This window comes from Lysinibacillus sp. C5.1 (genome assembly GCF_016350185.1).
In the GTDB taxonomy this organism is placed as follows: domain Bacteria; phylum Bacillota; class Bacilli; order Bacillales_A; family Planococcaceae; genus Lysinibacillus; species Lysinibacillus sphaericus.
This window is the reverse complement of record NZ_CP066226.1, coordinates 277,161-301,339: the sequence shown is the minus strand read 5'-3', so window position 1 is coordinate 301,339 and position 24,179 is coordinate 277,161. Positions and strand designations below refer to the sequence as shown.

Here is a 24,179-nt window from a genome sequence, read left to right as displayed (position 1 = left end):
ACTGCATTGTTACTATGTTTCTTCCGATCGTATTGTCTTTAATAATTGCTTTAAAGCATAAGATTGATATGTATTTTTTTTCGTAATAACGCCAAGGCGCCACGGCATATGATAGTTCTGTAACGGTATAATTTTTACATTTTGATTCGTTTGCTTTGCCGCAATAGAATAAGGCAACAGCGTTACACCCAAATTTGAAGACACTAACTCCACGATTAAATCCCATTGTGAGCTTTTGTATCCGATAATCGGCGTAAATCCAGCACTTTTACAGGATTTAATCACATAATCATGCAACGTAAATTCCTCTGTAAAAATAATAAACGATTCATTTTTTAAATCTTGCAATAAAATAGTATCCTGCTGCGCTAAAGGATGCTGTTCATTTATATAGACAAAAAACTGATCTTCCACAAAAGATTGCACAACAAATTTTCGCTCGTCGGTAGGTAAAACGACAATCCCCATATCCACTTCACCATTTTCCACTAAAGTGCCTATTAACTTCGCTCCACGTTCCACTAGCTCTAAATGAACATTTGGATATTGCTGATGAAACTTACGAGCAATTTCTGGGAAAAACAACGTGCCTATCAGTGGTGGAATACCTAATTTTATAGTTCCTGTTTTAATATTTAACAAGTCATCTAGCAATATATGCAAATCATGGACTGAGCGCATAATTTTTTGTCCTTGCTTATATACAATATGTCCTGCATCCGTTAACTCTACATGTCGTGTGGACCGATTCAATAACTCGACGTGAAGATTATCCTCTAATTTTTTTATGCTCTTACTTAATGAGGGCTGGGATACAAAGGACTCACTTGCTGCTTTTGTAAAACTTCCATATTCCACCACATCCATAAATGCCTTTAAATCACGTAATTCCATTTAATGACCCCTTATTTATTCTTATTTGTTATAAAAAAAGTTCTAAAAGTGTTTATTAGTAATAAATTCTACTCCTTATCTTTTAATCCTTCTTGCAAAACGTAACGGGAATAAATTCAAGAATGATAAGGTTTTCTTATATGTTCGATAATATTTAAATAGCTAATTTCAGAAGAGCTGTTCCAATTCTTTATTTCTATTTTACGTTTCATTTACTGTCTTTCATACCATTTTTATCTTTATTTACAAGCCACCCTATGTAATATTAGGAATAAGGGATGGTAGAAATAAAAGGGGGTTTACTAGATTGAAAACGTTAACAAAACTATCGAATGCTATTATGGAAAAGTATTTGCCTGACCCATACATATTTGTCACTATACTCACAGTACTAGTGTTATTATTAGGGGTCACACTAACAGATTCCTCTCCATTAGATATGGTTACTTACTGGGGAGACGGCTTTTGGGAGTTATTATCCTTTACTATGCAAATGGTCATTGTTTTAGCTGCTGGACATATTTTAGCGAATAGCCCTGTCTTTAAAAAAGGCTTATCAGCAGTCGCTAGTAAAATTAAAACGCCAAGCATGGCAATTATAATTGTGACATTTATTTCATTAATTGCTTGCTGGATTAACTGGGGATTCGGACTAGTCATAGGGGCACTTTTTGCAAAAGAAATTGCACGTCATGTTAAAAAAGTGGACTATCGTTTATTAATTGCCAGTGCTTATTCAGGATTTGTTATTTGGCACGGAGGTTTAGCAGGTTCCGTTCCATTATCAATTGCAACGGAGGGGCATCCTTTTGCAAATATTATGGGTGTAATCCCAACAGACGTTACACTTTTCTCTACATACAACTTATTTATTGTCATTGTCATTGTTCTGACATTGCCATTATTTAACCGTTGGATGATGCCAAAGGAAGAGGATGTCGTAGAAATTGAACCTTCTTTATTAATTGAGGAAAAAATAGAGCTGCCAAAAGCTGAAAATCATTTTGCAAGCCGTTCAGAGCGCAGCTACATTCTAACAATATTAATTGGTCTTATCGGTGTTATTTATTTAATTCAGCATTTTATTACAAAAGGCTTTGTTTTAAATTTAAATGTTGTAAATACGATTTTTATTGTACTGGGAATTATTTTTCATGGTACACCGCAGCGTTTTCTTGCCGCTGCACAAGATGCAATTAAAACAACAACAGGTATAGTATTCCAATTCCCTTTTTACGCCGGTATTATGGGGATGATGACCGCTTCTGGCTTAGCGGCGGTATTTTCTGAATGGTTTGTCAACATTTCAAACGACCATACTTTCTATTTATTCACATTTTTCTCTGCGGGGCTTGTCAACTTTTTTGTACCTTCTGGCGGTGGCCAATGGACGGTTCAAGCACCCATTATGTTAGATGCTGCAACGACTCTAGGTGCGGATTATGCCAAAACGGCTATGGCTATCGCTTGGGGAGATGCTTGGACAAATATGATTCAGCCATTTTGGGCCCTCCCAGCACTCGCAATTGCAGGTTTAAAGGCAAAAGATATTATGGGATTCTGTTTATTTATCCTGATCTTTACAGGAATTATCATTAGTATCGGACTGTACTTCTTCTAGTTACTATTGAATTTTTTAAAACCTCACAAAGAGCGTTAATACCGTTCTTGTGGGGTTTTTTGGTTTAGTTTAAGACCTAAGTAACCATTTTATTTTTTATAATGTCGATATATTAGACTAGTTGAGAGTTTTTTGAGAGTTTCATTTCCTATAATCAAATAAGAAATTTGTCATAATTTATCAAAGATTGGAGATAGCACAGATGTTGAAGCAATTGCTTGAAAATCGTACCGTTAATTTGGATTATATGGGTTTCTCATTTCAGCACCACGTATATGAACTACAAAATTGTGTAGAAGTATTAGGAATTGAAGCGAAGTGGCTACAAGTTGAAAATAATCAAATTGCAGTGGCTTATATGGACGATAATAGTATTTTTATAAAAAGTATGCACTACGGGAAAACAATGATGAAGTTAACAGATGGTATTCATGAAGCAAATGTACATCTATCTGTTTTACCTTCAGGAGAGATAAATGTAGAAGTTAAGCCTTACATAGGAAATGCTAATATTGTATCTGTTTATTTCCGAGCAATTTTAGCAGATACTGCAATTGCCATTGATTTAAAAGGGGCACTCAAAAATTTCCTCATTGCTAATCGGTTTATGAACGATGGGGACAGTATTTTGGAAGTACACTATCAATCCATGCATCCCAATGTCTTAAAAGATTCTTATGCAGGTAATTTTGTATTAGGTTGTCATCCTATGGGAGGTTCCATTACAAATTGTAATGAATATGCTTTGGCTAATCGCATAGCCAATTTAAAATTTACAAAAATCGTTATTTTACAAGATGGCGCACACAAAATTATTGCCTTAAAAATGTTATTATCTTTCGTCATTAGCAATCGAATTTTCGTTAATAATGAGCTATCAATGGACTCTCATCTGCCGTTGTTTTAATTATGCTTTCGGATGGGCTTAATTGCTTCTGTTAGGATGTTCATTATTACTGTTAAAAAGACAAATAGTCTTCAGCGACGTGTAGCTGTCAATTGCAGCATGTACAGAAAATGATTTGCGTGCAGGCCCTCTCTTTATACAGAGGGAACGTCATTATAGCTACACCTATGTTCTATCAAATTATATAAAAAGGAATTTTTTTGATGCTGATTTTTTTAATACTGTTTTGTGTCGTAATCATAGGAAGCTATTTGATACGGAAAATGCTGCATATTAGAAAGTGCCGAAAGGAAAAGAAAAAGGTTATGGAGGAACGGCTTAAGCACCTTATTTTTACGAACACTAAGCAGCCACAAAAATAATTTTAACGTACTTTGTTATAAGCAAATATTTTTAAATACGAGCTATACTTTTTATTTCATTTCTCATTAGTTTAGTGTTAAACTATCTATTGTTATTTAAATGAAGTTATATTGAATATGATTTATTTTTATCTGTCAATATTCTGTTTATCACTCATTCTAGGAGGAGTTATGTATGAAACGTGTGGAAAATAAAGTAGCGCTTGTTACTGGCGGCGCGTCAGGCATCGGTTTATCCGCAGCAACTTTGTTAGCGAAAGAAGGAGCAAAAGTTGTTATTGCTGATTTTAATATTGAAGGAGCAAAAGAAGTTGCAGCTTCTTTAGTAAAAGAAGGTTATGAAGCATCCGCAGTGTTCTTAGATGCAGGCGATGCGCAATCTATTGAAGATGCAGTAGAGTTTACGGTTGCACAATACGGTACTATTACCGTTCTATTTAATAATGTTGGTTTAACAAACTTACAAAAAGATTTAGATGTTGTAAATATCGATTTAGATGAGTGGGATCGTCTAGTAAATGTAAACTTAAAATCAGTTTTACTAGGTAGCCGCTTCGCTATTCCTCATATGCAAAAAGCTGGTGGTGGTTCTATCATTAACACAGCTTCTATGGGCGCATTTGCAAGTGACCAAATACGTACAGCTTATGGTACGACAAAAGCTGGCGTCGTTCACTTAACTAAATACATTGCCACTCAATACGGTAAAGATAAAATCCGTTGTAATGCGATAGCACCAGGGTTAATTTTAACACCTGCAGCTAAAAACAACTTACCACAGGATTTACTAGATATTTTCACAAAATACAACGCCCTACCATACAATGGTGAAGCTGATGATATCGGCTACGCAGTAGTGTATTTAGCATCTGACGAATCGAAATTTATGACTGGTCAAACACTTCAAATCGAAGGTGGCCATTACATGGCAAATCCAACTATTGCAGATACAAATATTTGGGCTGCAAATCTACAAAAATAATTACCTTTTTAACTGATTGAACTAGCATAAAATTGCTATTCGTGTTCAAATTTATCGATATTTATATCCTTGTTGTCTCAGGCTGTAGATCCATTCCGAAATCCGGAATTGTCTACAGCCTGTTTTAATTGTTTGAGTGCCTGACACCTAACCCTTTTCTAAGGCTAATTTAATGCCGAAGCCAATTAAAACGGTTCCTGTTAGGCCTGCGATTACTGCCTTTGTCATAGGCTTCTTCATAAAAGCACTAATTTTATCTAATAAATAGACATAGAAAACAAACCATAAAGCGGTTAAAGCAGTATAAATAAGCCCCATTAGTAGAAATGGAAAAAATGTACTGTTAGAACCGTCTACAAATTGCGGTAAGAACGTTAAAAAAAAGACTGCTACTTTTGGATTTGTAACATTGGTTAAGAAGCCTTGTTTAAAGCAAGATTGATGCGCATATTTGTTGTCAATTTGCGTTTCTTCATCGACAACGGATGACTGCACGGGCATCTTTTTTAACGTCCATAACGTCTTGGCACCTAAGTAACATAAATACACTGCTCCGACGTATTTTAAAATCGCAAATAGATAGGCTGATTTTACAATTATCGCTGATAGACCAATAACCGCCGCTAATGTATGAATAAATAATCCACAGCAAGAGCCTATAATCGTTTGTAAGCCTCCTCTTTTATTGATTGTTAATGTATTTTTTGTCGCAATAGCTGTATCAGGTCCAGGCAAAATAATTAACAAAATACACATCAGTAAAAACATCGGTATATTTTCCATGCTAACTCCCCCCATTCGTCTGAAAATTATAAAAATAATTCTATCATACGTAATCTGCTTGAAAAAGGGGCGGACTTCAAAATCTGTTACATTCTAATTAATTGACATATAACCATTAGGTGTTATATATTCATAACACCTAATGGTTATATTTTTAAAATAGAGGAGACTATATGATGTCAGAGCAACTGCAAAATATTGTGAAAACTGTTACGTTCAACGCGCCAATCGAGAAGGTTTGGGACACTGTTACAGATGCTAAAAAACTAGGTTCTTGGTTTATGCCCAATGATTTTAAACCAATAGAAGGGCATGCATTTACACTCCAATCACCCTTTGGCCCATCGCCCTGTAAAGTTGAAAAAGTAGATGCACCACATTTTGTCCGTTTTGCATGGGATACTGATGGGTGGTTTGTTACATTTGAGTTAAAACAATCTGGAGAGCAAACAGTATTTACATTAACTCATGGTGGCTGGAAAGAAGCATCTCATCTAATTCCAAAAGCAAACATGCCTGCTGACGCTGTTCGTCAAAATATGGACAATGGTTGGTCGATGCTTGTTGGCAAAAAATTAAAAGAGACTGTGGAAACTGCATGACGCAGCTTGCAAACAAGGTTGATGTTTTTCAAGCAATTGCTGACCCGACAAGACGTCATGTACTACAACTATTAGCATCAAGCGATAAACCCATTACACTAATTGCTGACCACTTTACAATTAGTAGAACTGCTGTCGTCAAGCATCTGCACGTTTTAGAACAAGCCGAGCTAGTATCCGCCCAAAAGAAAGGGCGCGAAAAAATTTACACGTTACACACTGATCGGTTAAAAGAGATTGAAGACTGGTTACAATATTTTGACTTGTTTTGGAATAATAAATTGGCGCAGTTGCAACATATTATTGATAACGACGAATAGCGCAAAACTTAAGCCGCTGGGACAAAAGAGAAAAGGTGTTAGATTGATGGCAGTCAATCTAACACCTTTTTTGCTGCACCGTTGTTGTCCGCTTCGGCGGTGCTTTCCGCTCAGCACAGTAAGCCGTAACCCTCGCTAACGCGCAAAAATGCCAACGTCTTACGCTGTGTGCGTTCTGAGCAGGAGTCACCCCTTCGCTACCAACAACTAGTGAACCCTTCTAATTTTTTTATTGCAAAAGCAAGAATAGATAAGGTCTCCATATAGCAATACCTTTCCTCTGTTCCTTAAACTTTTTTAGTTAAGTCCCAGCCTCTTACATGTTTTTATCTCATATAAAATAATCCACCATTCACAATTTCAATTTTAATTTTTGCATCATATTGTTCTTCTAATGCTTTTTTCTCAACCTCATAACACTCCGGCTTTTCCTCTACATCTTCATAAAAGTAGTCTAAAACACGCTGGTCTCGTTGCCATCTCTTTTTTGCTTGTTCAGCCCATGTATGGTCATCCTGTTGAATAATTGCATCGATTGCTTTATCCAAGCGCTGAAGTGCACGTTCTGGCTTAATAATATGTTGTACATAAAATGCGTTTTCAGACTGTGTGCTGTCCCAATCGATGCTATCTATTGCTTCATGGAAATTATTATTTATCGTTCCTGTCAGTAAGTTAATACCAAAAGAGTACAGCATTTCTTTCGTTCGATCGCAACAATACGACACTTTATAATTTACGCCAAGCCATGGGGTAAGCAATACTTGCCCTATCTCTGCATCCACTTTTTGAAACATTTGAACAAAGGCTCCAAGCTCTCTTGTTGCTTGAAATATTTGATTGAGCCTGGGTGAGCCAAAATGGACAACTTCCCCGATTACCTTTCCTGACATTGCATTTTGCTCTGTAATAAAGGTAACTTGTGCAGGGTTAGGTTCGCCATTGGTTGCTTCTACATATTGCCAGTAAAAAGGGCGGTTCATAATTCTTTTATCCATAGCAATCGTTAATTGTACTGTTAAATAATGCTCATCCTCAAAGACCATATCACATTCATTTTCTAAGAAAAATTGTCGTAAATAATTATGAACTTGTTGTGGATACATGCCCTCTCCCCTTACAATAATTTCATTCACTTAGGCTTTCATTCCCGCCGAAAATGAAGTACATCTTGGACATTCAAACTTCATTAGCAACAATGCACTTCTACCAAAGCAAATTTAGACTGTTTTTTTGAAATTCGTTAAAATGGCATCTAGGTCGCCAACTACCTTTTCAAACACATCAATTTTTGTATGCAGCAATGCTAAAATATCTATTTCAATCGTATCTTCTACTGCAAGATTATAAATATGAACGTCATGTTCTTGACCTAGACGATGCACACGACCTATGCGTTGTTCCAGCTTCATTGGATTCCAAGGCAAATCATAATTAATTACGTGATGACAAAATTGAAGGTTAATCCCCTCTCCCCCTGCCTCAGTTGCAATCAGCACTTGCGCTTTTTCCTTAAATACGTGTTTCATGTAATCCCGCTTGTTTTTATTGAACTTACCATTAAATAAAACACTCGTAATACCGTGTGAGTGTAAATACCACTGCAAGTAAATTTGCGTTGCACGATACTCTGTAAAAATAATGACTTTATCTTTCGCTTGTTCAATAATCTCAAGCGTTTTTTGGGCCTTCGAGTTGATTTCTAACGCCATAACTTTTGCTAGAATTTCTTCTAACGCTTCACGTTCAGCACTGTTTTCAAGCATTTTAGATAATGTAAGTGCAGTCGCCTCTTTACTGCTGCACATTTCCTTTTGCAACGTAATTAATGAAAAGGAGGCTGTAGATGTTAGCGTACCAAGCAGGTGATACACTTCCATTTCTTCAGGGCTAAAGTGAATTGGCACAATTTGAACACGTCTATTGGTCCACTCAATGCCTGTATCCTCTCTTCGATTTCTTACCATCACTTGATTGACTAATTCTTCTAAATAGTCATCATGCTGTAAATCGTGCTTGCTTGCAGAAAATGCAGACTGGAACGTTTCATAATTACCAAGATGACCTGGTTTTAGTAGCGAAATAAGATAATAAAGTTCAAAAACATCATTTTGAATAGGAGTTGCCGTTAGTAATAAGCAAAACTTCTTCTTTAATCCTTGTACGAAATCGTATATTTGTGTTTTATGATTTTTTAATTTATGCGCCTCGTCAATAATAATCATGTCATAATCTTGCGCATAAATAAGTTCTTTATGTGGGCTTTTTTTGGCGGTATCCATGCTCATAATAACAATATCGTAACGCTCAATTGGGCAATTTTTTTTATACGCCATTGCGGGAATGTGGAATTTTTGATTCAATTCTTCTATCCATTGGTTAATCAGAGATGCTGGTGCTAAAATTAAAGCCTTTTTTACAAGCCCTCGTATCAAATATTCCTTTAAAATAAGACCTGCTTCAATCGTTTTACCAAGTCCCACCTCGTCTGCTAATATCGCTTTCCCATTCATACGTTCAATAACGGTTTGCGCTGCTTCTAATTGATGGGCAAGTGGTGTTAGTTTGGGCAAAAATTTAGGTGCTTGTAAACCAGTAAATTCCGGAATTAAATTCATTTTCACAATTTCATAGTTCATTTTGTACAAAGTCCAACTATGCCATTTTTCAGCATTATTTAGCCTATTTAAAAAGCCTTCTTGCCAATCGGACGACCTCTCCACTATCATGATCATCACCTCATGCTATTATTTCTAAATTAGGTTGTCCAAAAAAGAAAAAGCTATGACCATTATTTATAGGAATATCTCAGTAAGTAAGACAATCTTTTAATCGAATAAAACCAACCCTATTTTCTAGTCTTCGTAAAAAATACATATTTCCTTTGATTTTTAGTTCTATTTTCAAATTTTTCGAAATAAATTTACATTTATAGGATTAATTAATATTATTTAGTAGAAATAAGCACACAACTTTTCACTAGATTTTAGTAATTGCTTTAGAAGACGGAAATTTTTGCTAGAATAACAAAAATACAAATGTTGAGGAGAGGGTTCCATGTCAACTAATAGTCTTTATCAAAAAAATTATTTTAATCGTTTAGGTGAATTCGCTAACCTTTCACCTGAATCGTTTCATGCCTTTGTTAAATTCGATACACTCGCTTTAAAGGAAGGGAAATTATCAGCTAAATTAAAAGAGTTAATCGCCATTGCTGTGGCTCATACGACAGGTTGTCCCTATTGCATTGAATTGCATATTACACAGGCTAAACAAAAAAATGCTTCAAAAGAAGAGGCTAGTGAAGCTATTATGATTGCTACCGCACTCAAGGCGGGTTCTGCTCTAGCCCACGGGGTCAATGCCTTAAACGCCTATGATGGCAATACGGATGAGGAACTATATAAAGAACAGTATTTTTTACGAATTAAAGAATTTTCTACTCTACATTCTAGCGCCTTTAACGCTTTTATTGACTTTGATACAAAAACAATGAAGGACGGGCTATTAACAGGATATGAAAAAGAACTCATTGCTATTGCTGTTGCCCATACTACAGGCTGCCCTTATTGCATTTCTCTACATGTCCAAGCAGCAAAAAAATTAGGCGTTTCCAAAGAGGAAATTGCTGAGTCTATTGTGGTTGCTACTGCATTAAAGGCGGGTTCTGCTTTAGCCCATGGTGTCAATGCCTTAAACGCCTACGATCAAGTAGCCCTTCTTACGTAAAATATTTAGACTGTTTGTTAAAAGAGCAAGGGTGTTAGATTGACCGCAATCAATCTAACACTTTTTTTGCGGTAATCGTTATTATTCGCTAAGGTAACGCGCTTATAAATTCAATGTTTTTTATTAAATGTACGCTTTAAATACTTTTTGTTACACTATTGGAAAAAGAGGTTACTATGAAAAGAAAAAAAATCTTTATTCTACATGAAATTTACGGTGTAAATGATTTTATAAAAGATCAAGGACAAACATATAGTGATTCAAATACAAACGTAGAATGTATTTCTCTGTATTCCAACGGCAAAGTATTTTCATATAGTCAGGAAAAGGAAGCTTATCAATATTTCACGCAAGAAATCGGCTTTGATCGCCCACTTGAACGACTAACGCTTCTTCTATTGGAAGCAAAAGTACAATATGATGAAGTGGTTTTAATCGGATTTAGCGTCGGTGCAACATTGGCATGGAGGCTCTCTAACTTACCAATTCATCGTATTATTTGTATTTACGGCTCAAGAATACGTCAATACTTAGACGTCCATCCTACATGTCCAACATTGGTCATTTTACCTAGTCATGAAAAAAGCTTTGATGTGAATGAATTGAAAAAGGCAATAGAGCGATTGCCGTTTGTACAAACTGCTCAATTAAGTGGGAAGCATGGCTTTATGGACTACAACAATTCAAACTATTGCGACAATAGTTATTTACAGGCGCAATCTGTCATTCATTATTTTTTACATAAGGAACAGCTATAAGGAGTGCTTAGCATGAACCAAAATAAATATATTGAAATCGAACCTTATATTGAATCAGGAAATATTATTTATCCAAGCTTTCAATTTCCACTGCAACCAGACTGTATTATTGGCATTTATACTGACGTTGCTAAAATCAAGCCCTTAATGGAATGGTTTTTAAAACAACCTAATTGTTATACTTGTTTGCGAGAAAGTGCTTTATATGAGCGCCTGACAGTGATGGAGTATATTCAATTTTGTTTGAAGCTTTATACAATTCCCTTGCACAATAAAGACGAAATTTTAAAGCTTTTAACACTTACCGAACACAAAAACAAAAAAATCAATAAACTTCAAAACGGTGAAAAGCAACGTTTAAAACTGCTTCATACATATCTTAATTCAGCACAAATTCAAGTAATCGAGGAACCATTTCAAAATCTAGATGAATTTTCAAAGCATAGCGTACAACAATTACTTGCCGCTCTACAAAAAAAAGAAAAAACCATTATTTTACTTTCAAATAATTTGGAAGACTTGATTATTTCGAGTGGCGAAATATATAGATTAGATGCATTAGGTTTACATGCACTGGATGTAAAAGAGGATGAAATTGAAACAGTTTCCACACCAATCGACAATGCACCTATCCGCTTTGATAAAATCCCAACAAAGAAAAATGACAAAATCATTTTATTTAACCCACCAGAAATAGATTATATTGAAAGTGTGGAAGGCGTTGTAAGCGTATATGTTGCAAATGAAGCCTATCCTTGCACACTATCTCTTAATGACTTAGAACAGAAATTGACACCATTCGGCTTTTTTAGAAGTCATCGTTCTTATATCGTTAACCTCCAAAAGGTGCGTGAAATCATTACTTGGACCCGCAATAGCTACAGTCTTGCGTTAAATTGCAATGAAAAAACGGTTGTCCCTTTGTCGAAAAATAAACTTGCGGATTTAAAAGAAATACTCGGAATATAGTAGATTTCCCAGGAAATAAACGACTCCTGTCAGCTTAATATTTCTCCCTTGAAGGTCATTTTTCCGCCTTTCACCTGTAATTTAATGTCTACTTCTCCATCACACTGTAAAGTTAGGTTAACAACAACCACAGGAGGTTTACACATGGAGACAGTTATTGATGTACAACATTTAAATAAGGTGTTTAATAGGGAAACTGCCTTACAGGATGTTTCTTTCACGATTAAAAAGGGTGAAATATTCGGTTTTCTTGGCCCAAGTGGCTCGGGCAAAACGACGACTATTAAAATTTTAACTGCACAAACAGAAAAAACTGCAGGTGACGTTTCATTATTTAATCGCCCTGTTAGTGAAATGAAGAGCAGTCAAAATCGTCAACGCTTTGGCATTTTAACTGATAATAGTGGACTGTATACGAGACTTTCAATCGAGGAGAATTTATTACTCTATAGTAGTTTATATCAATTGCCAACTTCAGCAGTAAAAGATGCATTAGATTTTGTGAACCTTTATGCAGAACGTAAAAAGAAAATAAGTCAACTTTCTAAAGGGATGATACAGCGTGTGACATTAGCTCGTGCTATTATGCACAAGCCTGAATTATTATTTTTAGATGAGCCAACTTCAGCACTTGACCCTGTCAATACGCAACATATTTACAATGGTTTACGCAAGCTAAATGAGCTCGGGACAACAATCTTTTTAACAACACATGATATGAGTGAAGCAGAAATACTTTGTGATCGAGTTGCCTTTTTACATCAAGGTAAAATACGTGCGATTGGTTCACCAAAGCAATTAAAAAAAGAATTTGGAGATGAAACCATTACGGTCGAATTAACAAATGGTCACTACGAAACGATTCAAAATGGCGAACAGGATGCACAAAAACTATATGATTGGATGCAATCGAATGCAGTTGCACGTCTATACACAAACGAGCCAACTTTAGGAGATATTTTTATGCAAATAACAGGGAGTGATTTAATATGAACATGTCATTTACACGTATTCAAGCAATTTTTATGAAAGACTACAAGGAATTCTCACGAAATTATGCAGTATCTGTTATGGTTTTTTTACCCCTTATATTAGCGTTTGCTTACAACAAGATTGGCACGAGCAGTATTGATGCATACTTTTTACCAATCAACTTAGTATTCGCAGTTGTAACTGCCTATGTACAATGTTGTTTAATAGCTGAAGAAAAAGAAAAAAATACGCTTCGAAATTTAATGCTATCCCCTGCTTCACTGGCAGATATTTTAATAGGAAAAAGCTTGTTCGTCTTTATAGTTACCGTTGTTGTAGTTAGTTTGGCCATTTTCCTTGTTGGTTATGAGCCTGCCAATCTTTTAATCCTAGCAATTGCCCTATTGCTCTCTACCGTATTCTATATTGCTTTAGGAACATTATGTGGATTATTTGCCAAAACGATTATGGAAGCATCCATCATCGTGATGCCCGTGATGTTTATTTTCTCCTTCGGACCGTTTGCCCTATCACTGGCTTCTGCCTACCCAATTTTAGAATTGGCGAAATGGCTACCAAGCTCACAGCTAGTGCTATTAGCAGAAGCTTTAGAAGGTCCCTACACAATGATGGATTGTATTATTCCAATCGTTACGATTACCGTTTGGTCGTTGTTAACATGGGGAATCACAGGATTTATTTATAAAAAATTAAATTAGGTGTCAGGCACTCAAACAATTTAAGTGCCAGGCACCCAAACAATTTCACTTACTTAAAGTAATTGTTGTTCAAGTTGTTCGATTTCTTGTAATGTATCTGCATACCAAATACCAATAAATCGCGATGCTACTTTATTTTCAAAATAATCCCCATCATAAAAGGATAGTGGCACTAGAACACCTTGTTTAATACATTGCTCGATCGTTTGAAAAAATGATGCATTCTCCTCTACACCTTTTGATGCGTAGGAAGCAAATTTATTAACCGGTTTGCCTAACGCTTCATGAAACATAAGCATAGATGTCGAGCCGTTTTGACGGAAGTTTAAATCAATCGCTTGCACATCTCCTGCTTCTGTTACGATTAAATCAAATCCCGCAACACCCACAAAGCCTTCTGCTACTCCACGCTCCATTATATGGCGTCCTACTTCAATCACTTTTTCTGGTACTTTCTCTACAATAACATTTCCTTCATAAATGCCATTGTCATCTGTCATTTGTTTAGAAGCACCCAAATATTGTATACCAAGCGCTTCTGAATAGACGAACTGGCAACTATAATTATCCTTTGCTTGCAATAACTCTTCAATAATAATACTTTCTGTCCCATTCATTCGGAATTGACGTAAACCTTCTGTGAGCTCATCCTGATTCTGGCAAATAATAACACCGTATCCACCAGAAGTGGGCGAATCATCTCCAGGCTTAAGTACAACAGGTGGCTTCCAATTTTTCATTGCATCCGATAATTTATACAGCTCAATGTTTAATCGGCTTGGCACGTATTTACTGTCAATTAAATGATCAATGTAAGCTTTCGTATTAAGCTCATTAAATTTTGCTGCATCCATCCAATAACAATTTCGATTCATATCTTCTGCATCATGTAAATACTGACAAACAATCGTTTTTCCTTCCGCACACCATGCATCCAATTGTGCTAAATATTCTTCTTGCGTTTCATACGTATACGGTTGCTCTATCCAAGCTAAACCAGCTACTTCGTGTAGCTTTTTAGCTTTTGCTGTTTGTGTTGCACGGTGCACTAAAACAGGAATATCTGCAATAGCTACTTCCCTTGAGGTTAATGCATCTAGTTTATGACAATCATCCATCATCCATGGATTATCGCTATATGGTGTACGAGGTGTATAAACAGCATTGTCACCATATATTTGTCGCAATGTTAATTTTGGCTTCAACATACTAGTCCCCCACTTTTCAAAAATAGATTTTAAATAATCTACCCTTGAATAACTAAAACCACACTTTTTTTGACAAAAACTAGATTATTAGACTACTAATCATCCATTTTTTTACTGATTTTTAATAAGTAAGAGGAAGAGTTAATGTATTTTGAAGTTACTCCATTTCTAACAATATTTCTAAGTGTGCCTTTACTTTTGGCCATTCTTGTAATGTAATACTATACATCACTGTGTGCCGCGTTGAGCCATCTTTACGAATCATATGATTGCGTAGAACCCCCTCTTTTGTAGCTCCTATACGTTCGATTGCCTTTTGTGAACGTAAATTGTCATGATCTGTTTTAATTTGAACTCGTTGTAGACCAAGTACTTCAAAACAATAGGTAAGCAATAAATATTTACAATTCGTATTGACCGCAGTACGCCAAAATGAAGGAGTAAGCCAAGTAGCCCCTATTTCTAACCGTTGATGCTTGCTATCAATATCCATAAAACGAGTTGAGCCGATAATTTGTCCTGATAACTTATCCACAATGACAAATGGATACTCCTTCATGAGGCTTTTGTTAGACAATGCATTTTCCACAAAGTTATGCACATCACTTTCATCCTCAATCGTTGTGGACATATACGACCAAATCTCTGGATAACTGCCTGCAGCCAATAGCGCTGGACTATCCTCTCTCACTAAAGGTCTTAATAATACAACGTTATTTTCTACCATGTTAAATTTCATTGTCCTTCACTCCTTTTTTCATTATTAAACAGGATTTTTGATATGATGAATATAACCAATTTTCAAAATTCTAACCATACCAAGGAGCTGTGAAATGAAATGGAACTAGCTATCTCCTTTATCGGAAATAAGCCTAAATATGCACAGATTTATGAAAACATTAAACATGCTATTCTTTCGAAAAAGCTTCTAGCCCATGAACAATTGCCTTCCAAACGAAAGCTTGCAACAACATTACATGTTAGCGTTCATACAATAAAAGAAGCCTATGAGCAACTGCTTGCAGAAGGTTATATTTATAGTAAAGAACGCTCAGGCTACTACATTGCGCAATTGGAGTTTGAATGGCTCCAACCATTACAAACAGAAAAATCCGCTTCATTGCCTATGACCGAACAATCAGTAACCTATGATTTTAGTAATGGTCATGTGGATAAAGACACGTTCCCCTTCTCCATTTTCCATAAGTTAATGAAACAGCATTTTACTATTAACAGTTTATCAACAAGCCCATGGCAGGGAGAAGCAGCTTTACGACAGGAAATTGCCAAGTATGTTGGACGCTCCAGAGGTATTCAATGCGATCCATCACAAGTATTTGTCTATAGTGGTACACAAAGCCAACTGCAAGCATTATGTCATTACTTTGGTCCACAAACGCATGTTGGCTTAGAGGAACCTGGGTTTAAACGTGTGAGGGCTACGCTACAGCAATGTGGTTTACCCATCTATCCGATTACTGTGGATAACTTAGGCGTAACGGTACCCCAAAAGGCTATTCACATGTTATACACAACGCCAGCTCATCAGTTTCCACTGGGGATGGTTATGTCGGCTGAACGACGTGTAGCACTATTACAATGGGCGAACTTAAACGAGGCATTTATTATAGAGGATGATTATGATGGAGAATTTCGTTATAAAGGGCTTCCGATTCCCTCCCTAGCAAATATGGATCAACTACAGCGGATCATTTATTTTGGGACATTTTCAAAAACATTACTGCCGTCTCTCCGGATTAGTTATATGATTTTGCCTCAATCACTCATTGCATCATTTTCTAGTTTTTATCAGGAACAAAAGTCCGTTGTGTCAAAAGTAGACCAGCTTGTACTAGCTGATTTTCTTGGACAAGGGCTATTTGACAAACATTTAGCTAAAATGCGTACGATTTATCGAAAAAAACAGCAAACGCTACTAGCAGCTATTGCTAATCATTTCTCCAATGAATTTAAAGTTATAGGCGAACACGCTGGTCTACATATTATTGTGAAACTACCAAAAAGATTATCGGAACAAGATGCTCTTCATCTTGCTCATACAGTAGGCGTTAATGTTTATCCTTGTTCGACTTCATTTCAATCCCCTCCTGAACATGCGATGATAATTATTGGCTATGGAGGATTGTCACTAGAACAAATTGAAGAAGGTATTTCCTTACTTGCTTCTGTATGGCATGCCTCTTAATCATTATTCATTAATGTTTATGCATGTACTTGAAACTTTTTAAACTAAATAACGTATTCTAACTAAATGCATTCACAAGGGGAGTAGATAAATGGAGAATCGAGAGCAATTAATCAACTATTTACAAGAAATTGAAGCGTGGGAGAAAGACCAAAAAGGACTATGGTTTTGGGAGAGATTAGGGCGCATTCCATTTAAAATTTTAGATAAGATGACCCCTGCCTTTATTCAACAAAAACTAGCTTTACTTGTCGATGAGCTAGGAAGTTATATTCAATCTGGTGGAAAATATTTAATTAATGAACAAATGATGATTCAAAAAATCCGTAATCAGTCTTCGAATCCTAATATATTTGCAATCTCTGATATCGGGAATATTCCTTTAGAGGAGATGATTGCTCTTAGTGACAAGCTTCAAAAAGAACGCGTGAAATTAGCAACAGTACAAGGTGCTTCGACTGGTTTTGGTGGTATTTTCACATTGGCGATTGATATTCCTTTTATATTAGGAATGGCTTTAAAAACATTGCAAGAAATAGCCATTATTCATGGCTACGATCCGAATGATAAAATGGAACGTATTTTCATTGTGAAATGTCTACAATTTACGTCAGCGGATATTGTGGGTAAAGAAGCTATTTTAGAAGAGCTGTCCTCCATGCACGACAACAAAAACGCATCAGAAACGATGATTTCACAGCTACAAGGTTGGCAGGAAGTATTTTTCACGTACCGCGATCAAATGGGCTGGAAAAAGCTCTTCCAAATGGTACCGATTGCAGGCATGATTTTCGGAGCATACGCTAATAAAGGCATGATGCAGGATGTTGCGGAGACAGGCATCATGCTATATCGAAAAAGAAGAATATACGAAAAACTAAATTAGTGCCAGCTAAATGGGTGCCAGTCACCCAAACAATTCTTACACAATTTTAATTAGGATTTTTCCTTGATGTTGACGGCTTTCCATAAAGGTATGTGCCTTTTCCATATCCTCTAAAGCAAACTCTGCTGCTATAGGCACTTGGAAACTTTCATTCTGTATTAATGAAAATATTTCTGGAGCTACTTGTTGCAATAATTCCGGCTTTAAAGCACGCGTCGTTCCTAAGCTAAAGCCTTTTACATTGCGGCAACTACTATGTAAGTCAGCTGTTTTTATTTGACCCACCTGACCGCTACTGTTACCAAATTGCACAAGTGTACCATATGGAGCTAAGCAACGGAAACTTTCTTCGGTAATGGCTCCTGCAATCGAATCAAAGACAACATCGACACCAAGACCATCCGTATAGTCATTCACTTTGGCACTAAAGTTTTCATATGTCAGAACATGATGTGCACCTAGCTCATAGGCAATGGCAGCTTTTTCTTTAGTGCTAACAGTACCTATTATTTTCTTCACTCCACGCCTTTTTGCCATTTGAATAAGCATCGTTCCGACTCCACCTGATGCAGCATGAATTAAAATACTATCGTCTGTACCTAGTTGTGTAATTTGATGTGTTAACATATAAGATAAAAATAAAACAGTCGGTATAGCAGCTACCTTTTTAAGAGATACGTCATTTGGAATGCGAAACACTAGCTGTTCATTTGCGACGACACATTGCGCATATGCACCATTTTTTGGGAAAGCAATCACTTTGTCTCCCTTTTGAAAACCACTGCTATCATCAAAAACCTCTTCTATAACACCCGCAACATCTAATCCAAGGATCATTGGAAAATTCGCTTTCGCTTTATTGCCCGTTCTATTTTTGATATCCGCAAAATTAACACTTGTATAGGACGCCCGTATTAGCACTTCCCCTTTGGAAATCGCTGGTTTTGGACAATCCACAAAAGTTAATACGGAGGGTGGTCCAAAAGCATTTATTGTAACAGCCTTCATCATTATCCCCCTTCCTGTTATAGTAAAATTATAACTTACTTTACATAAAAGAGTTACCATTTTTCAAACCAATAGGAGGAATGATGATGAAGGCTAGAAAAGATATTTATAACGGCTCTGCTTACAATTTTTTTAATATGAATAGTGACAAAATTTGTTTTATGTTCTGTGGTACAGGCTACAACTATGACAAACCCTTACTACATTACGCTACTTCTTTGATGCTTGACTTCGGTTATGATATTGTCCAAGTATGTTATACATTTGAGCAACAGTTGTTCAACAAGCCGCCAAACGTTATTTCTGAAAAAGTTTTTAACACTGTGGATTCTATTGTGACCTATTATTTACAAACAAAAGCTTACAAAGAAGTTGTTTACATTGGAAAATCGCTAGGAACCATGCCAATTATTGATTTTTATATGCAACAGGAAACCGTTGTACCTTCTCGTTATATACTATTTACACCACTGCTAGCCTTGGAACATACTATGCAAAATTTAATCCATCGACATTCCTTTTTAGCTATAGGAACAGCTGACCCTCACTTCACAGCGGAAAGACTAAATCGACTAACTTCTCATCAGCTTACTATTGTAGAAGATGCAAACCATTCACTTGAAATAGCAAACAATACATTAGAGTCGATTAATACCTGTCACACTATACTAAACGATCTCAACATTTTTCTTCAAAACGGTAGTTCTTTCTAAAGAACGCCAGATGCGTAAAAGGCCTAAGAGGTCGTGAATAAATGCTGTTAAAGCATATTAAGACTGCAGTGTTAAAACACCGTCTTCCATGCGGTACACTCGGTCACAGTAAGTTAACATACGCTCATCATGCGTTACCATGATAGCCGCCTTTTTACGCTTTTTAACCTCATTAGAAATTAGCTGCACAACTTCGAAAGCACGCTTAGAATCTAAACTAGCTGTTGGTTCATCTGCTAAAATCACACTTGAATCATTCATAAAAGCTCGGGCTATTGCTACACGCTGACGCTCTCCCCCAGATAGCTCATTTGGGAATTTTTTAAGCTTTTTTTCTAGTCCTAAATCTGCCAACAATTGCTTTGCAAACTGCTGATCAGTACTTGATACTTTACCTGCCATTTTTTTTACTAGCAGTAGTTGATCTAGTACATTTAAATAAGGAATTAGGTTAGATGTTTGTAAAATAAACCCTATTTCATTTAGACGGAATTTAGCAAGTTCTTTCTCCTTTAGCGTCTCAATTTTTTTACCATTGACGATGACACTACCTGAAGAGGGCTGTAACAAGGCTCCAACTGCCGATAATAATGTACTTTTGCCTGAACCCGATGGACCAATAATGGCTACTATTTCACCTGCATCTACTTCCATTGACACATTGTTAAGAGCTGTAATTGTTGAACTGCCTTCGTCATAGGTTTTTGTCATATTTCTCACTTCTAAACGTTTCATCTACTCCACTCTCCCTAATGCTGTTAATGGATCTACTTTAGATACTTGGCGAACACATACAAATGAACTTAACACACTGATTAATAAAAGTGCGAAACCGTAAAGTACAACAAGGGTAGGGTCTAAATTAAATGGCATGTCTTCCGGGAAAACTAGTGCTGTTAAATATGTAAGCACTACGCCTACTAAAATACCTACTAAAGAAATGACAAACACTTGGGAAACAATTGCCTTTGTGATAAAACTATTTTTTGCACCAATGGCTTTCATTACACCAAATTGTTGTGTCTTTTGAATCGTTAAAACATAAAAGAAGACCGCGATGACAAACGCAGAAATAGCAACGAGAAACACTAACATCATGACAATCGTCCCGTTTTCTTCCATATATCCTGGCATTCCATTAATTGCCTGACTTTTCGTTGCGGTTTCGATGCCCCCGATTTTTTCACTAAAATTCTCTGCATCTAAGTTAGGTGCCTGTATCGCTATCGCATTTACTACATCTTCAATGCCGTTATTGGCACCTGGTGCAGCAAATTGATAGGCTCTCCATTGTTCTACTGTGCTGAATAGTACTGGTAAATGGTTATATGTTTCGTTTTCAACAAAGCCGACAATTTTTAATACAATTGTGGAACTGTCCACTTTGATTTGGTCACCAATTGCATAGCCTTTGTCTTGTAACGTTTTATTGGCTAAAACGCCATTTTGAATGTTTTTATCTAACTTCTTACCTTCTATTACTTTGGGTTCGATAAACGACCCAGGTTCAATCCCTAGAAGTGCAATATCTGTTTTTTCATCGATACCCTTCTTAGAAACAGCCGCCATTGCAGAACCAAATAGTGCACTATCTTCTACTTTACTTTGTGCATCAATCTTTTCTTTTAAAGATGCGGAAATTAAAGATTTACTAAATTTTGAACCTGAACCCTCCTCGTATACTACATAATGCGCATCTAGATTTTTGATAGAAGCTGCACTTAATGTCGAAAGTCCATTTCCAAGCCCTGACAAAATAAACGTTAACCATGCTATTAATACAATAATCATTGTAATCATTGAGTAGCGTAACTTTGCATGTTTAATTTCTTTTAAAGCTAAAAACATCGATCGTTTCCTCCTATTATCTTTATAAGTTACACATGTGTCACTTTTAAATAAAAAAGTACACATACGCAACTAGTATTATACTCATTAGTTACACATGTGTCACTTATTTTTACCTCTCACACCGTTTAAAATTAATAGTTTCGTAAAGTTAAAAAACTGTACTTCATCCATTTGACTATGATTTGGAATATTAATACTCTGAAAAATAAATCCAAGGACAAGATCATTAGGAATATCAGCATCCACAAACCCTTCTTTTTTTCCTTGTTGGACGATACGCATTAAAGGTCCATACATATTAAAATGCATCGCTGACAGCTTTTCTTTTTTTTCTTGCATGTGAGGTTTATTGGTTGTTGAAATAATTTCAGCAATACCTAATAGTAAATGTAAATCCTTTGAACGAAAAATACTATGCAATAACTCGTCTAATTGGTCAAGATAAGATAACTCCGCAGGAATTGATAATAAATCTTTTACACTTTTATCCATCTCATGTAACATAAAATCCATCAGTAGTTCATCTTTATTTGTATAGTATTTATAAATGGCAGCTCTTGAAACTTCTAATGATTCAGCTAGTCGAGCAATCGTAAATCCTTCATAGCCAACAGCTAATACCAATTTTTTCGATTCCAAGAATAAATCGAGCGTACTAAACTTACGATCGCGGCCCATATATTCCTCACTCCCTACACGAATTGTTGGATACTTTTAGCATACGCTACAATTAAATAGTTCACAATAATTACGGTACTTTCTATTAGTGAAATAAACACTAGAAAATAACTGCACAAAACTAAAACACCCCGTTAAATGTTAGTTTTCATATTAACATCCACGGGGCATTTTATTTAGTTATGATTAAAAATTAGTATGCTAAGCCGAATAATGCTTTAATGTGTGTCAGATAGCGAATGTTAGACGCTTCTTTCATAAGTGTTGCAGGTAGACCTTTAAGTTGTGTGTTGCTAGCACCAATAGTCGCAACTGCATCTTTACGTCCTAAGCTTGCAAGTGTACCAGAGTTAACTGCAGAGAATGTTTTCATCTCTTGGTTTTTGTATTGTGCAAATAAATTGTATCCTGCACATTCACCCATTTGCCAAGCAACTTGTGCAGTTGGCGCATAAAGTGGACGTCCGCCGTCAGCTGGTAATGCCACAGAAGCATCTCCGATTACAAATACATCTTCGTGTGATGTAGATTGTAGGAATTCGTTGATTGTTGCTTTGCCACGGTCAGCAGCAAGGCCTGATTCAGCAACGATTGGAAGTGCAGCTACACCACCAGTCCAGATGAATGTATTGGCAACGATTGACTCACGGTCTTTAAGTGAAATAACGTTACCATCAACACCCGTTACTGGAGTACCTGTGATAAATTCTACACCGCGTTTTGTTAAGCTTTCCGTTGCACGTTCAATTAGTACATCTGGAAGTACTGGTAAGATTTTAGGACCAGCTTCAACTAGCTTAATTTTAAGATCTGCAAAGTTTACACCGTGTTGTGCTGCGATTTTTGGGAAGTTGTCCACGATTTCACCAACAAGCTCAACACCTGTTAAACCGCCACCGCCAATAACGATTGTTGCATCTGCTTCATCTTTAGATTGTGCATATGCTTTAATACGATCTTCAATGTGACGGTTAATTTTGTTTGCATCGTTAACAGATTTAAGTACCATTGAATTTTCTTCTAATCCTGGGATACCGAAGAAACCAGTTTGACTACCTAAAGAAACAACTAATGTATCGTAAGATAAAGTGTAACCAGTATCTAGGTCAACCTTTTTAGTATCTACATTAAATTTCGTTACTTTAGCGATTTGTAAATCAATATCTAAACCTTTAAAGATTTTTTTAAGCGGTAGCGCTACTGCACCTTCTGCAATAGTACCACCAGCTAAACGGTGAAGTTCAGTGATGATTTGGTGCGTTGGGAATTGGTTTACTACTGTAATTTTAGCTTCATCAGCTGATAAATACTTACGCGCTGTTAATGCAGTTAATACACCTGCGTAACCAGCACCTAAGATGACGATTTCTTTTGACATGATTAATTAATCCTCCGTCCTTACGAATTGAATATATCTCGAACTTTATTTTGATTTACGTTCAGCGTTAACTTGTAAAAATGCATTAACAAAACGGAAAACATTTTGAACTTGTGGGTCTTTTAACATTTTCACAAGACCAAATAAACCGATGACTTCTTGGCTTTCAGAAGCGCGATCTTTTGCTTCAATAGCTGTAGCTGCAAGTTGTTTAGCCGATCCTACTACTGGTCCAGCCATTTCTGTTACAGCACCAACAGTATCACTTTTTAACACTTCGTCGGTTGCAACTGCTTGCGCAAACTCATATGATTTAGTTAATAACGTCATCATTTCAGTTAGCTTTGGTAATTGTTCAACTAAAGTTGTTAGAGATTCTTGCACCTCAGGCTTTAATAGTTGGTCTAGTACATCTAATTGTTCTTGACTCACAGTTAATTGTTCAGACTGTGCTTGGTTATTCGTTTCTGACATTTTGAACTCTCCTTTGCCGTCACTAATACTATTTTTTTATATTGCCTCCATGTAAAAAAGACCATTAAGCGATCTTCTTAACAGTCGTTACAGCGGATATCTTACATTCACCAGTCACAAGGGCTGGAAAGCGAATTTCATGATTTGTTACATATTTTC

Annotated in this window: 25 protein-coding genes; 13 read left to right on the top strand and 12 right to left on the bottom strand. The window is 36.2% G+C overall.

Annotation, left to right across the window (positions count from 1 at the left end; translation table 11 throughout):
* Positions 1 to 12 precede the first annotated feature (12 nt).
* Positions 13 to 894: a LysR family transcriptional regulator gene (locus I5435_RS01435; protein ID WP_025218418.1), complete on the bottom strand. Its 882-nt coding sequence runs from the start codon at positions 892 to 894 to the stop codon at positions 13 to 15.
* A 307-nt stretch (positions 895 to 1,201) separates the two neighbouring features.
* On the opposite strand from I5435_RS01435, the gene I5435_RS01430 reads away from it, so the two are divergent.
* The 3 genes from I5435_RS01430 (at position 1,202) to I5435_RS01420 (ending at position 4,766) form a co-directional block, all read left to right on the top strand.
* Entirely contained in the window at positions 1,202 to 2,515 is a 1,314-nt protein-coding gene (locus I5435_RS01430; protein ID WP_024360883.1) for a short-chain fatty acid transporter, read from the top strand.
* A gap of 202 nt (positions 2,516 to 2,717) precedes the next feature.
* Complete coding sequence (locus I5435_RS01425; protein ID WP_024360882.1) at positions 2,718 to 3,422, top strand: hypothetical protein; 705 nt, start codon at positions 2,718 to 2,720, stop codon at positions 3,420 to 3,422.
* A gap of 537 nt (positions 3,423 to 3,959) precedes the next feature.
* On the top strand, positions 3,960 to 4,766 hold the full coding sequence (locus I5435_RS01420; protein WP_024360881.1) for an SDR family NAD(P)-dependent oxidoreductase: 807 nt from the start codon (positions 3,960 to 3,962) through the stop codon (positions 4,764 to 4,766).
* A 147-nt stretch (positions 4,767 to 4,913) separates the two neighbouring features.
* On the opposite strand, the gene I5435_RS01415 is transcribed toward I5435_RS01420, so the two are convergent.
* Positions 4,914 to 5,549 (bottom strand): LysE family translocator, encoded by a 636-nt coding sequence (locus I5435_RS01415; RefSeq protein ID WP_337983107.1) that lies wholly within the window; start codon positions 5,547 to 5,549, stop codon positions 4,914 to 4,916.
* A 176-nt stretch (positions 5,550 to 5,725) separates the two neighbouring features.
* Here I5435_RS01415 and I5435_RS01410 point away from each other — a divergent pair, with 176 nt between their 5' ends.
* Together I5435_RS01410 and I5435_RS01405 are read left to right on the top strand one after the other, a co-directional pair.
* Positions 5,726 to 6,151 (top strand): SRPBCC family protein, encoded by a 426-nt coding sequence (locus I5435_RS01410; RefSeq protein WP_024360879.1) that lies wholly within the window; start codon positions 5,726 to 5,728, stop codon positions 6,149 to 6,151.
* Positions 6,148 to 6,471 (top strand): ArsR/SmtB family transcription factor, encoded by a 324-nt coding sequence (locus I5435_RS01405; protein ID WP_337983106.1) that lies wholly within the window; start codon positions 6,148 to 6,150, stop codon positions 6,469 to 6,471. The genes I5435_RS01410 and I5435_RS01405 overlap by 4 nt, the downstream gene beginning before the upstream one ends.
* 326 nt (positions 6,472 to 6,797) lie before the next feature.
* Here I5435_RS01405 and I5435_RS01400 read toward each other — a convergent pair whose 3' ends face one another.
* Positions 6,798 to 7,577 (bottom strand): YqhG family protein, encoded by a 780-nt coding sequence (locus I5435_RS01400; RefSeq protein ID WP_025218417.1) that lies wholly within the window; start codon positions 7,575 to 7,577, stop codon positions 6,798 to 6,800.
* Positions 7,578 to 7,691: 114 nt separating this feature from the next.
* Complete coding sequence (locus I5435_RS01395) at positions 7,692 to 9,206, bottom strand: DEAD/DEAH box helicase (protein WP_443136933.1); 1,515 nt, start codon at positions 9,204 to 9,206, stop codon at positions 7,692 to 7,694.
* A gap of 322 nt (positions 9,207 to 9,528) precedes the next feature.
* Between I5435_RS01395 and I5435_RS01390 the strand changes: the two genes are divergently transcribed.
* The 5 genes from I5435_RS01390 (at position 9,529) to I5435_RS01370 (ending at position 13,618) form a co-directional block, all read left to right on the top strand.
* Entirely contained in the window at positions 9,529 to 10,200 is a 672-nt protein-coding gene (locus I5435_RS01390) for a carboxymuconolactone decarboxylase family protein (protein ID WP_337983104.1), read from the top strand.
* A gap of 176 nt (positions 10,201 to 10,376) precedes the next feature.
* The gene (locus I5435_RS01385; RefSeq protein ID WP_024360874.1) at positions 10,377 to 10,958 is read left to right on the top strand and encodes a dienelactone hydrolase family protein; all 582 of its coding nucleotides are present in this window, start codon (positions 10,377 to 10,379) and stop codon (positions 10,956 to 10,958) included.
* Positions 10,959 to 10,970: 12 nt separating this feature from the next.
* Positions 10,971 to 11,927 (top strand): LytTR family transcriptional regulator DNA-binding domain-containing protein, encoded by a 957-nt coding sequence (locus I5435_RS01380; RefSeq protein ID WP_337983103.1) that lies wholly within the window; start codon positions 10,971 to 10,973, stop codon positions 11,925 to 11,927.
* Positions 11,928 to 12,071: 144 nt separating this feature from the next.
* Positions 12,072 to 12,920 (top strand): ABC transporter ATP-binding protein, encoded by an 849-nt coding sequence (locus tag I5435_RS01375; protein WP_024360872.1) that lies wholly within the window; start codon positions 12,072 to 12,074, stop codon positions 12,918 to 12,920.
* Positions 12,917 to 13,618: an ABC transporter permease gene (locus tag I5435_RS01370; RefSeq protein WP_108030699.1), complete on the top strand. Its 702-nt coding sequence runs from the start codon at positions 12,917 to 12,919 to the stop codon at positions 13,616 to 13,618. The genes I5435_RS01375 and I5435_RS01370 overlap by 4 nt, the downstream gene beginning before the upstream one ends.
* A 53-nt stretch (positions 13,619 to 13,671) precedes the next feature.
* On the opposite strand, the gene ldmS is transcribed toward I5435_RS01370, so the two are convergent.
* Entirely contained in the window at positions 13,672 to 14,826 is a 1,155-nt protein-coding gene (gene ldmS, locus I5435_RS01365) for an L-aspartate--L-methionine ligase LdmS (RefSeq protein WP_038509352.1), read from the bottom strand.
* Positions 14,827 to 14,983: 157 nt separating this feature from the next.
* Complete coding sequence (locus I5435_RS01360) at positions 14,984 to 15,565, bottom strand: GNAT family N-acetyltransferase (protein ID WP_337983102.1); 582 nt, start codon at positions 15,563 to 15,565, stop codon at positions 14,984 to 14,986.
* Between the two features lie 99 nt (positions 15,566 to 15,664).
* Here I5435_RS01360 and pdxR point away from each other — a divergent pair, with 99 nt between their 5' ends.
* Both pdxR and I5435_RS01350 read left to right on the top strand, forming a co-directional pair.
* Positions 15,665 to 17,032: a MocR-like pyridoxine biosynthesis transcription factor PdxR gene (gene pdxR / locus I5435_RS01355; RefSeq protein ID WP_337983101.1), complete on the top strand. Its 1,368-nt coding sequence runs from the start codon at positions 15,665 to 15,667 to the stop codon at positions 17,030 to 17,032.
* A 91-nt stretch (positions 17,033 to 17,123) separates the two neighbouring features.
* Positions 17,124 to 17,918 (top strand): EcsC family protein, encoded by a 795-nt coding sequence (locus I5435_RS01350; protein ID WP_029747048.1) that lies wholly within the window; start codon positions 17,124 to 17,126, stop codon positions 17,916 to 17,918.
* Positions 17,919 to 17,954: 36 nt separating this feature from the next.
* Here I5435_RS01350 and I5435_RS01345 read toward each other — a convergent pair whose 3' ends face one another.
* Positions 17,955 to 18,929, bottom strand: a complete 975-nt coding sequence (locus I5435_RS01345; RefSeq protein WP_337983100.1) for a quinone oxidoreductase family protein — start codon at positions 18,927 to 18,929, stop codon at positions 17,955 to 17,957.
* A gap of 83 nt (positions 18,930 to 19,012) precedes the next feature.
* Between I5435_RS01345 and I5435_RS01340 the strand changes: the two genes are divergently transcribed.
* Positions 19,013 to 19,639: a hypothetical protein gene (locus I5435_RS01340; RefSeq protein ID WP_337983099.1), complete on the top strand. Its 627-nt coding sequence runs from the start codon at positions 19,013 to 19,015 to the stop codon at positions 19,637 to 19,639.
* 57 nt (positions 19,640 to 19,696) lie between these two features.
* On the opposite strand, the gene I5435_RS01335 is transcribed toward I5435_RS01340, so the two are convergent.
* From I5435_RS01335 to I5435_RS01315, 5 genes are all read right to left on the bottom strand, one after another.
* A complete protein-coding gene (locus tag I5435_RS01335) occupies positions 19,697 to 20,374 on the bottom strand; it encodes an ABC transporter ATP-binding protein (protein WP_025218408.1) in 678 nt (225 codons plus the stop codon).
* Entirely contained in the window at positions 20,375 to 21,487 is a 1,113-nt protein-coding gene (locus I5435_RS01330) for an ABC transporter permease (protein ID WP_337983098.1), read from the bottom strand. It lies immediately after the preceding gene.
* A gap of 102 nt (positions 21,488 to 21,589) precedes the next feature.
* Entirely contained in the window at positions 21,590 to 22,168 is a 579-nt protein-coding gene (locus I5435_RS01325) for a TetR/AcrR family transcriptional regulator (protein ID WP_108030707.1), read from the bottom strand.
* 193 nt (positions 22,169 to 22,361) lie between these two features.
* Positions 22,362 to 23,546 (bottom strand): NAD(P)/FAD-dependent oxidoreductase, encoded by a 1,185-nt coding sequence (locus I5435_RS01320; protein WP_024360862.1) that lies wholly within the window; start codon positions 23,544 to 23,546, stop codon positions 22,362 to 22,364.
* A 45-nt stretch (positions 23,547 to 23,591) separates the two neighbouring features.
* A complete protein-coding gene (locus I5435_RS01315) occupies positions 23,592 to 24,020 on the bottom strand; it encodes a helical membrane plugin domain-containing protein (protein WP_024360861.1) in 429 nt (142 codons plus the stop codon).
* Positions 24,021 to 24,179 lie beyond the last annotated feature (159 nt).

Coding starts and splice junctions, on each gene's coding strand:
- I5435_RS01435 (WP_025218418.1), bottom strand. CDS start 894: ATGGAATTACGTGATTTAAAGGCATTTATGGATGTGGTGGAATATGGA.
- I5435_RS01425 (WP_024360882.1), top strand. CDS start 2,718: ATGTTGAAGCAATTGCTTGAAAATCGTACCGTTAATTTGGATTATATG.
- I5435_RS01420 (WP_024360881.1), top strand. CDS start 3,960: ATGAAACGTGTGGAAAATAAAGTAGCGCTTGTTACTGGCGGCGCGTCA.
- I5435_RS01415 (WP_337983107.1), bottom strand. CDS start 5,549: ATGGAAAATATACCGATGTTTTTACTGATGTGTATTTTGTTAATTATT.
- I5435_RS01410 (WP_024360879.1), top strand. CDS start 5,726: ATGTCAGAGCAACTGCAAAATATTGTGAAAACTGTTACGTTCAACGCG.
- I5435_RS01405 (WP_337983106.1), top strand. CDS start 6,148: ATGACGCAGCTTGCAAACAAGGTTGATGTTTTTCAAGCAATTGCTGAC.
- I5435_RS01400 (WP_025218417.1), bottom strand. CDS start 7,577: ATGTATCCACAACAAGTTCATAATTATTTACGACAATTTTTCTTAGAA.
- I5435_RS01395 (WP_443136933.1), bottom strand. CDS start 9,206: ATGATCATGATAGTGGAGAGGTCGTCCGATTGGCAAGAAGGCTTTTTA.
- I5435_RS01390 (WP_337983104.1), top strand. CDS start 9,529: ATGTCAACTAATAGTCTTTATCAAAAAAATTATTTTAATCGTTTAGGT.
- I5435_RS01385 (WP_024360874.1), top strand. CDS start 10,377: ATGAAAAGAAAAAAAATCTTTATTCTACATGAAATTTACGGTGTAAAT.
- I5435_RS01380 (WP_337983103.1), top strand. CDS start 10,971: ATGAACCAAAATAAATATATTGAAATCGAACCTTATATTGAATCAGGA.
- I5435_RS01375 (WP_024360872.1), top strand. CDS start 12,072: ATGGAGACAGTTATTGATGTACAACATTTAAATAAGGTGTTTAATAGG.
- I5435_RS01370 (WP_108030699.1), top strand. CDS start 12,917: ATGAACATGTCATTTACACGTATTCAAGCAATTTTTATGAAAGACTAC.
- ldmS (WP_038509352.1), bottom strand. CDS start 14,826: ATGTTGAAGCCAAAATTAACATTGCGACAAATATATGGTGACAATGCT.
- I5435_RS01360 (WP_337983102.1), bottom strand. CDS start 15,565: ATGAAATTTAACATGGTAGAAAATAACGTTGTATTATTAAGACCTTTA.
- pdxR (WP_337983101.1), top strand. CDS start 15,665: ATGGAACTAGCTATCTCCTTTATCGGAAATAAGCCTAAATATGCACAG.
- I5435_RS01350 (WP_029747048.1), top strand. CDS start 17,124: ATGGAGAATCGAGAGCAATTAATCAACTATTTACAAGAAATTGAAGCG.
- I5435_RS01345 (WP_337983100.1), bottom strand. CDS start 18,929: ATGATGAAGGCTGTTACAATAAATGCTTTTGGACCACCCTCCGTATTA.
- I5435_RS01340 (WP_337983099.1), top strand. CDS start 19,013: ATGAAGGCTAGAAAAGATATTTATAACGGCTCTGCTTACAATTTTTTT.
- I5435_RS01335 (WP_025218408.1), bottom strand. CDS start 20,374: ATGAAACGTTTAGAAGTGAGAAATATGACAAAAACCTATGACGAAGGC.
- I5435_RS01330 (WP_337983098.1), bottom strand. CDS start 21,487: ATGTTTTTAGCTTTAAAAGAAATTAAACATGCAAAGTTACGCTACTCA.
- I5435_RS01325 (WP_108030707.1), bottom strand. CDS start 22,168: ATGGGCCGCGATCGTAAGTTTAGTACGCTCGATTTATTCTTGGAATCG.
- I5435_RS01320 (WP_024360862.1), bottom strand. CDS start 23,546: ATGTCAAAAGAAATCGTCATCTTAGGTGCTGGTTACGCAGGTGTATTA.
- I5435_RS01315 (WP_024360861.1), bottom strand. CDS start 24,020: ATGTCAGAAACGAATAACCAAGCACAGTCTGAACAATTAACTGTGAGT.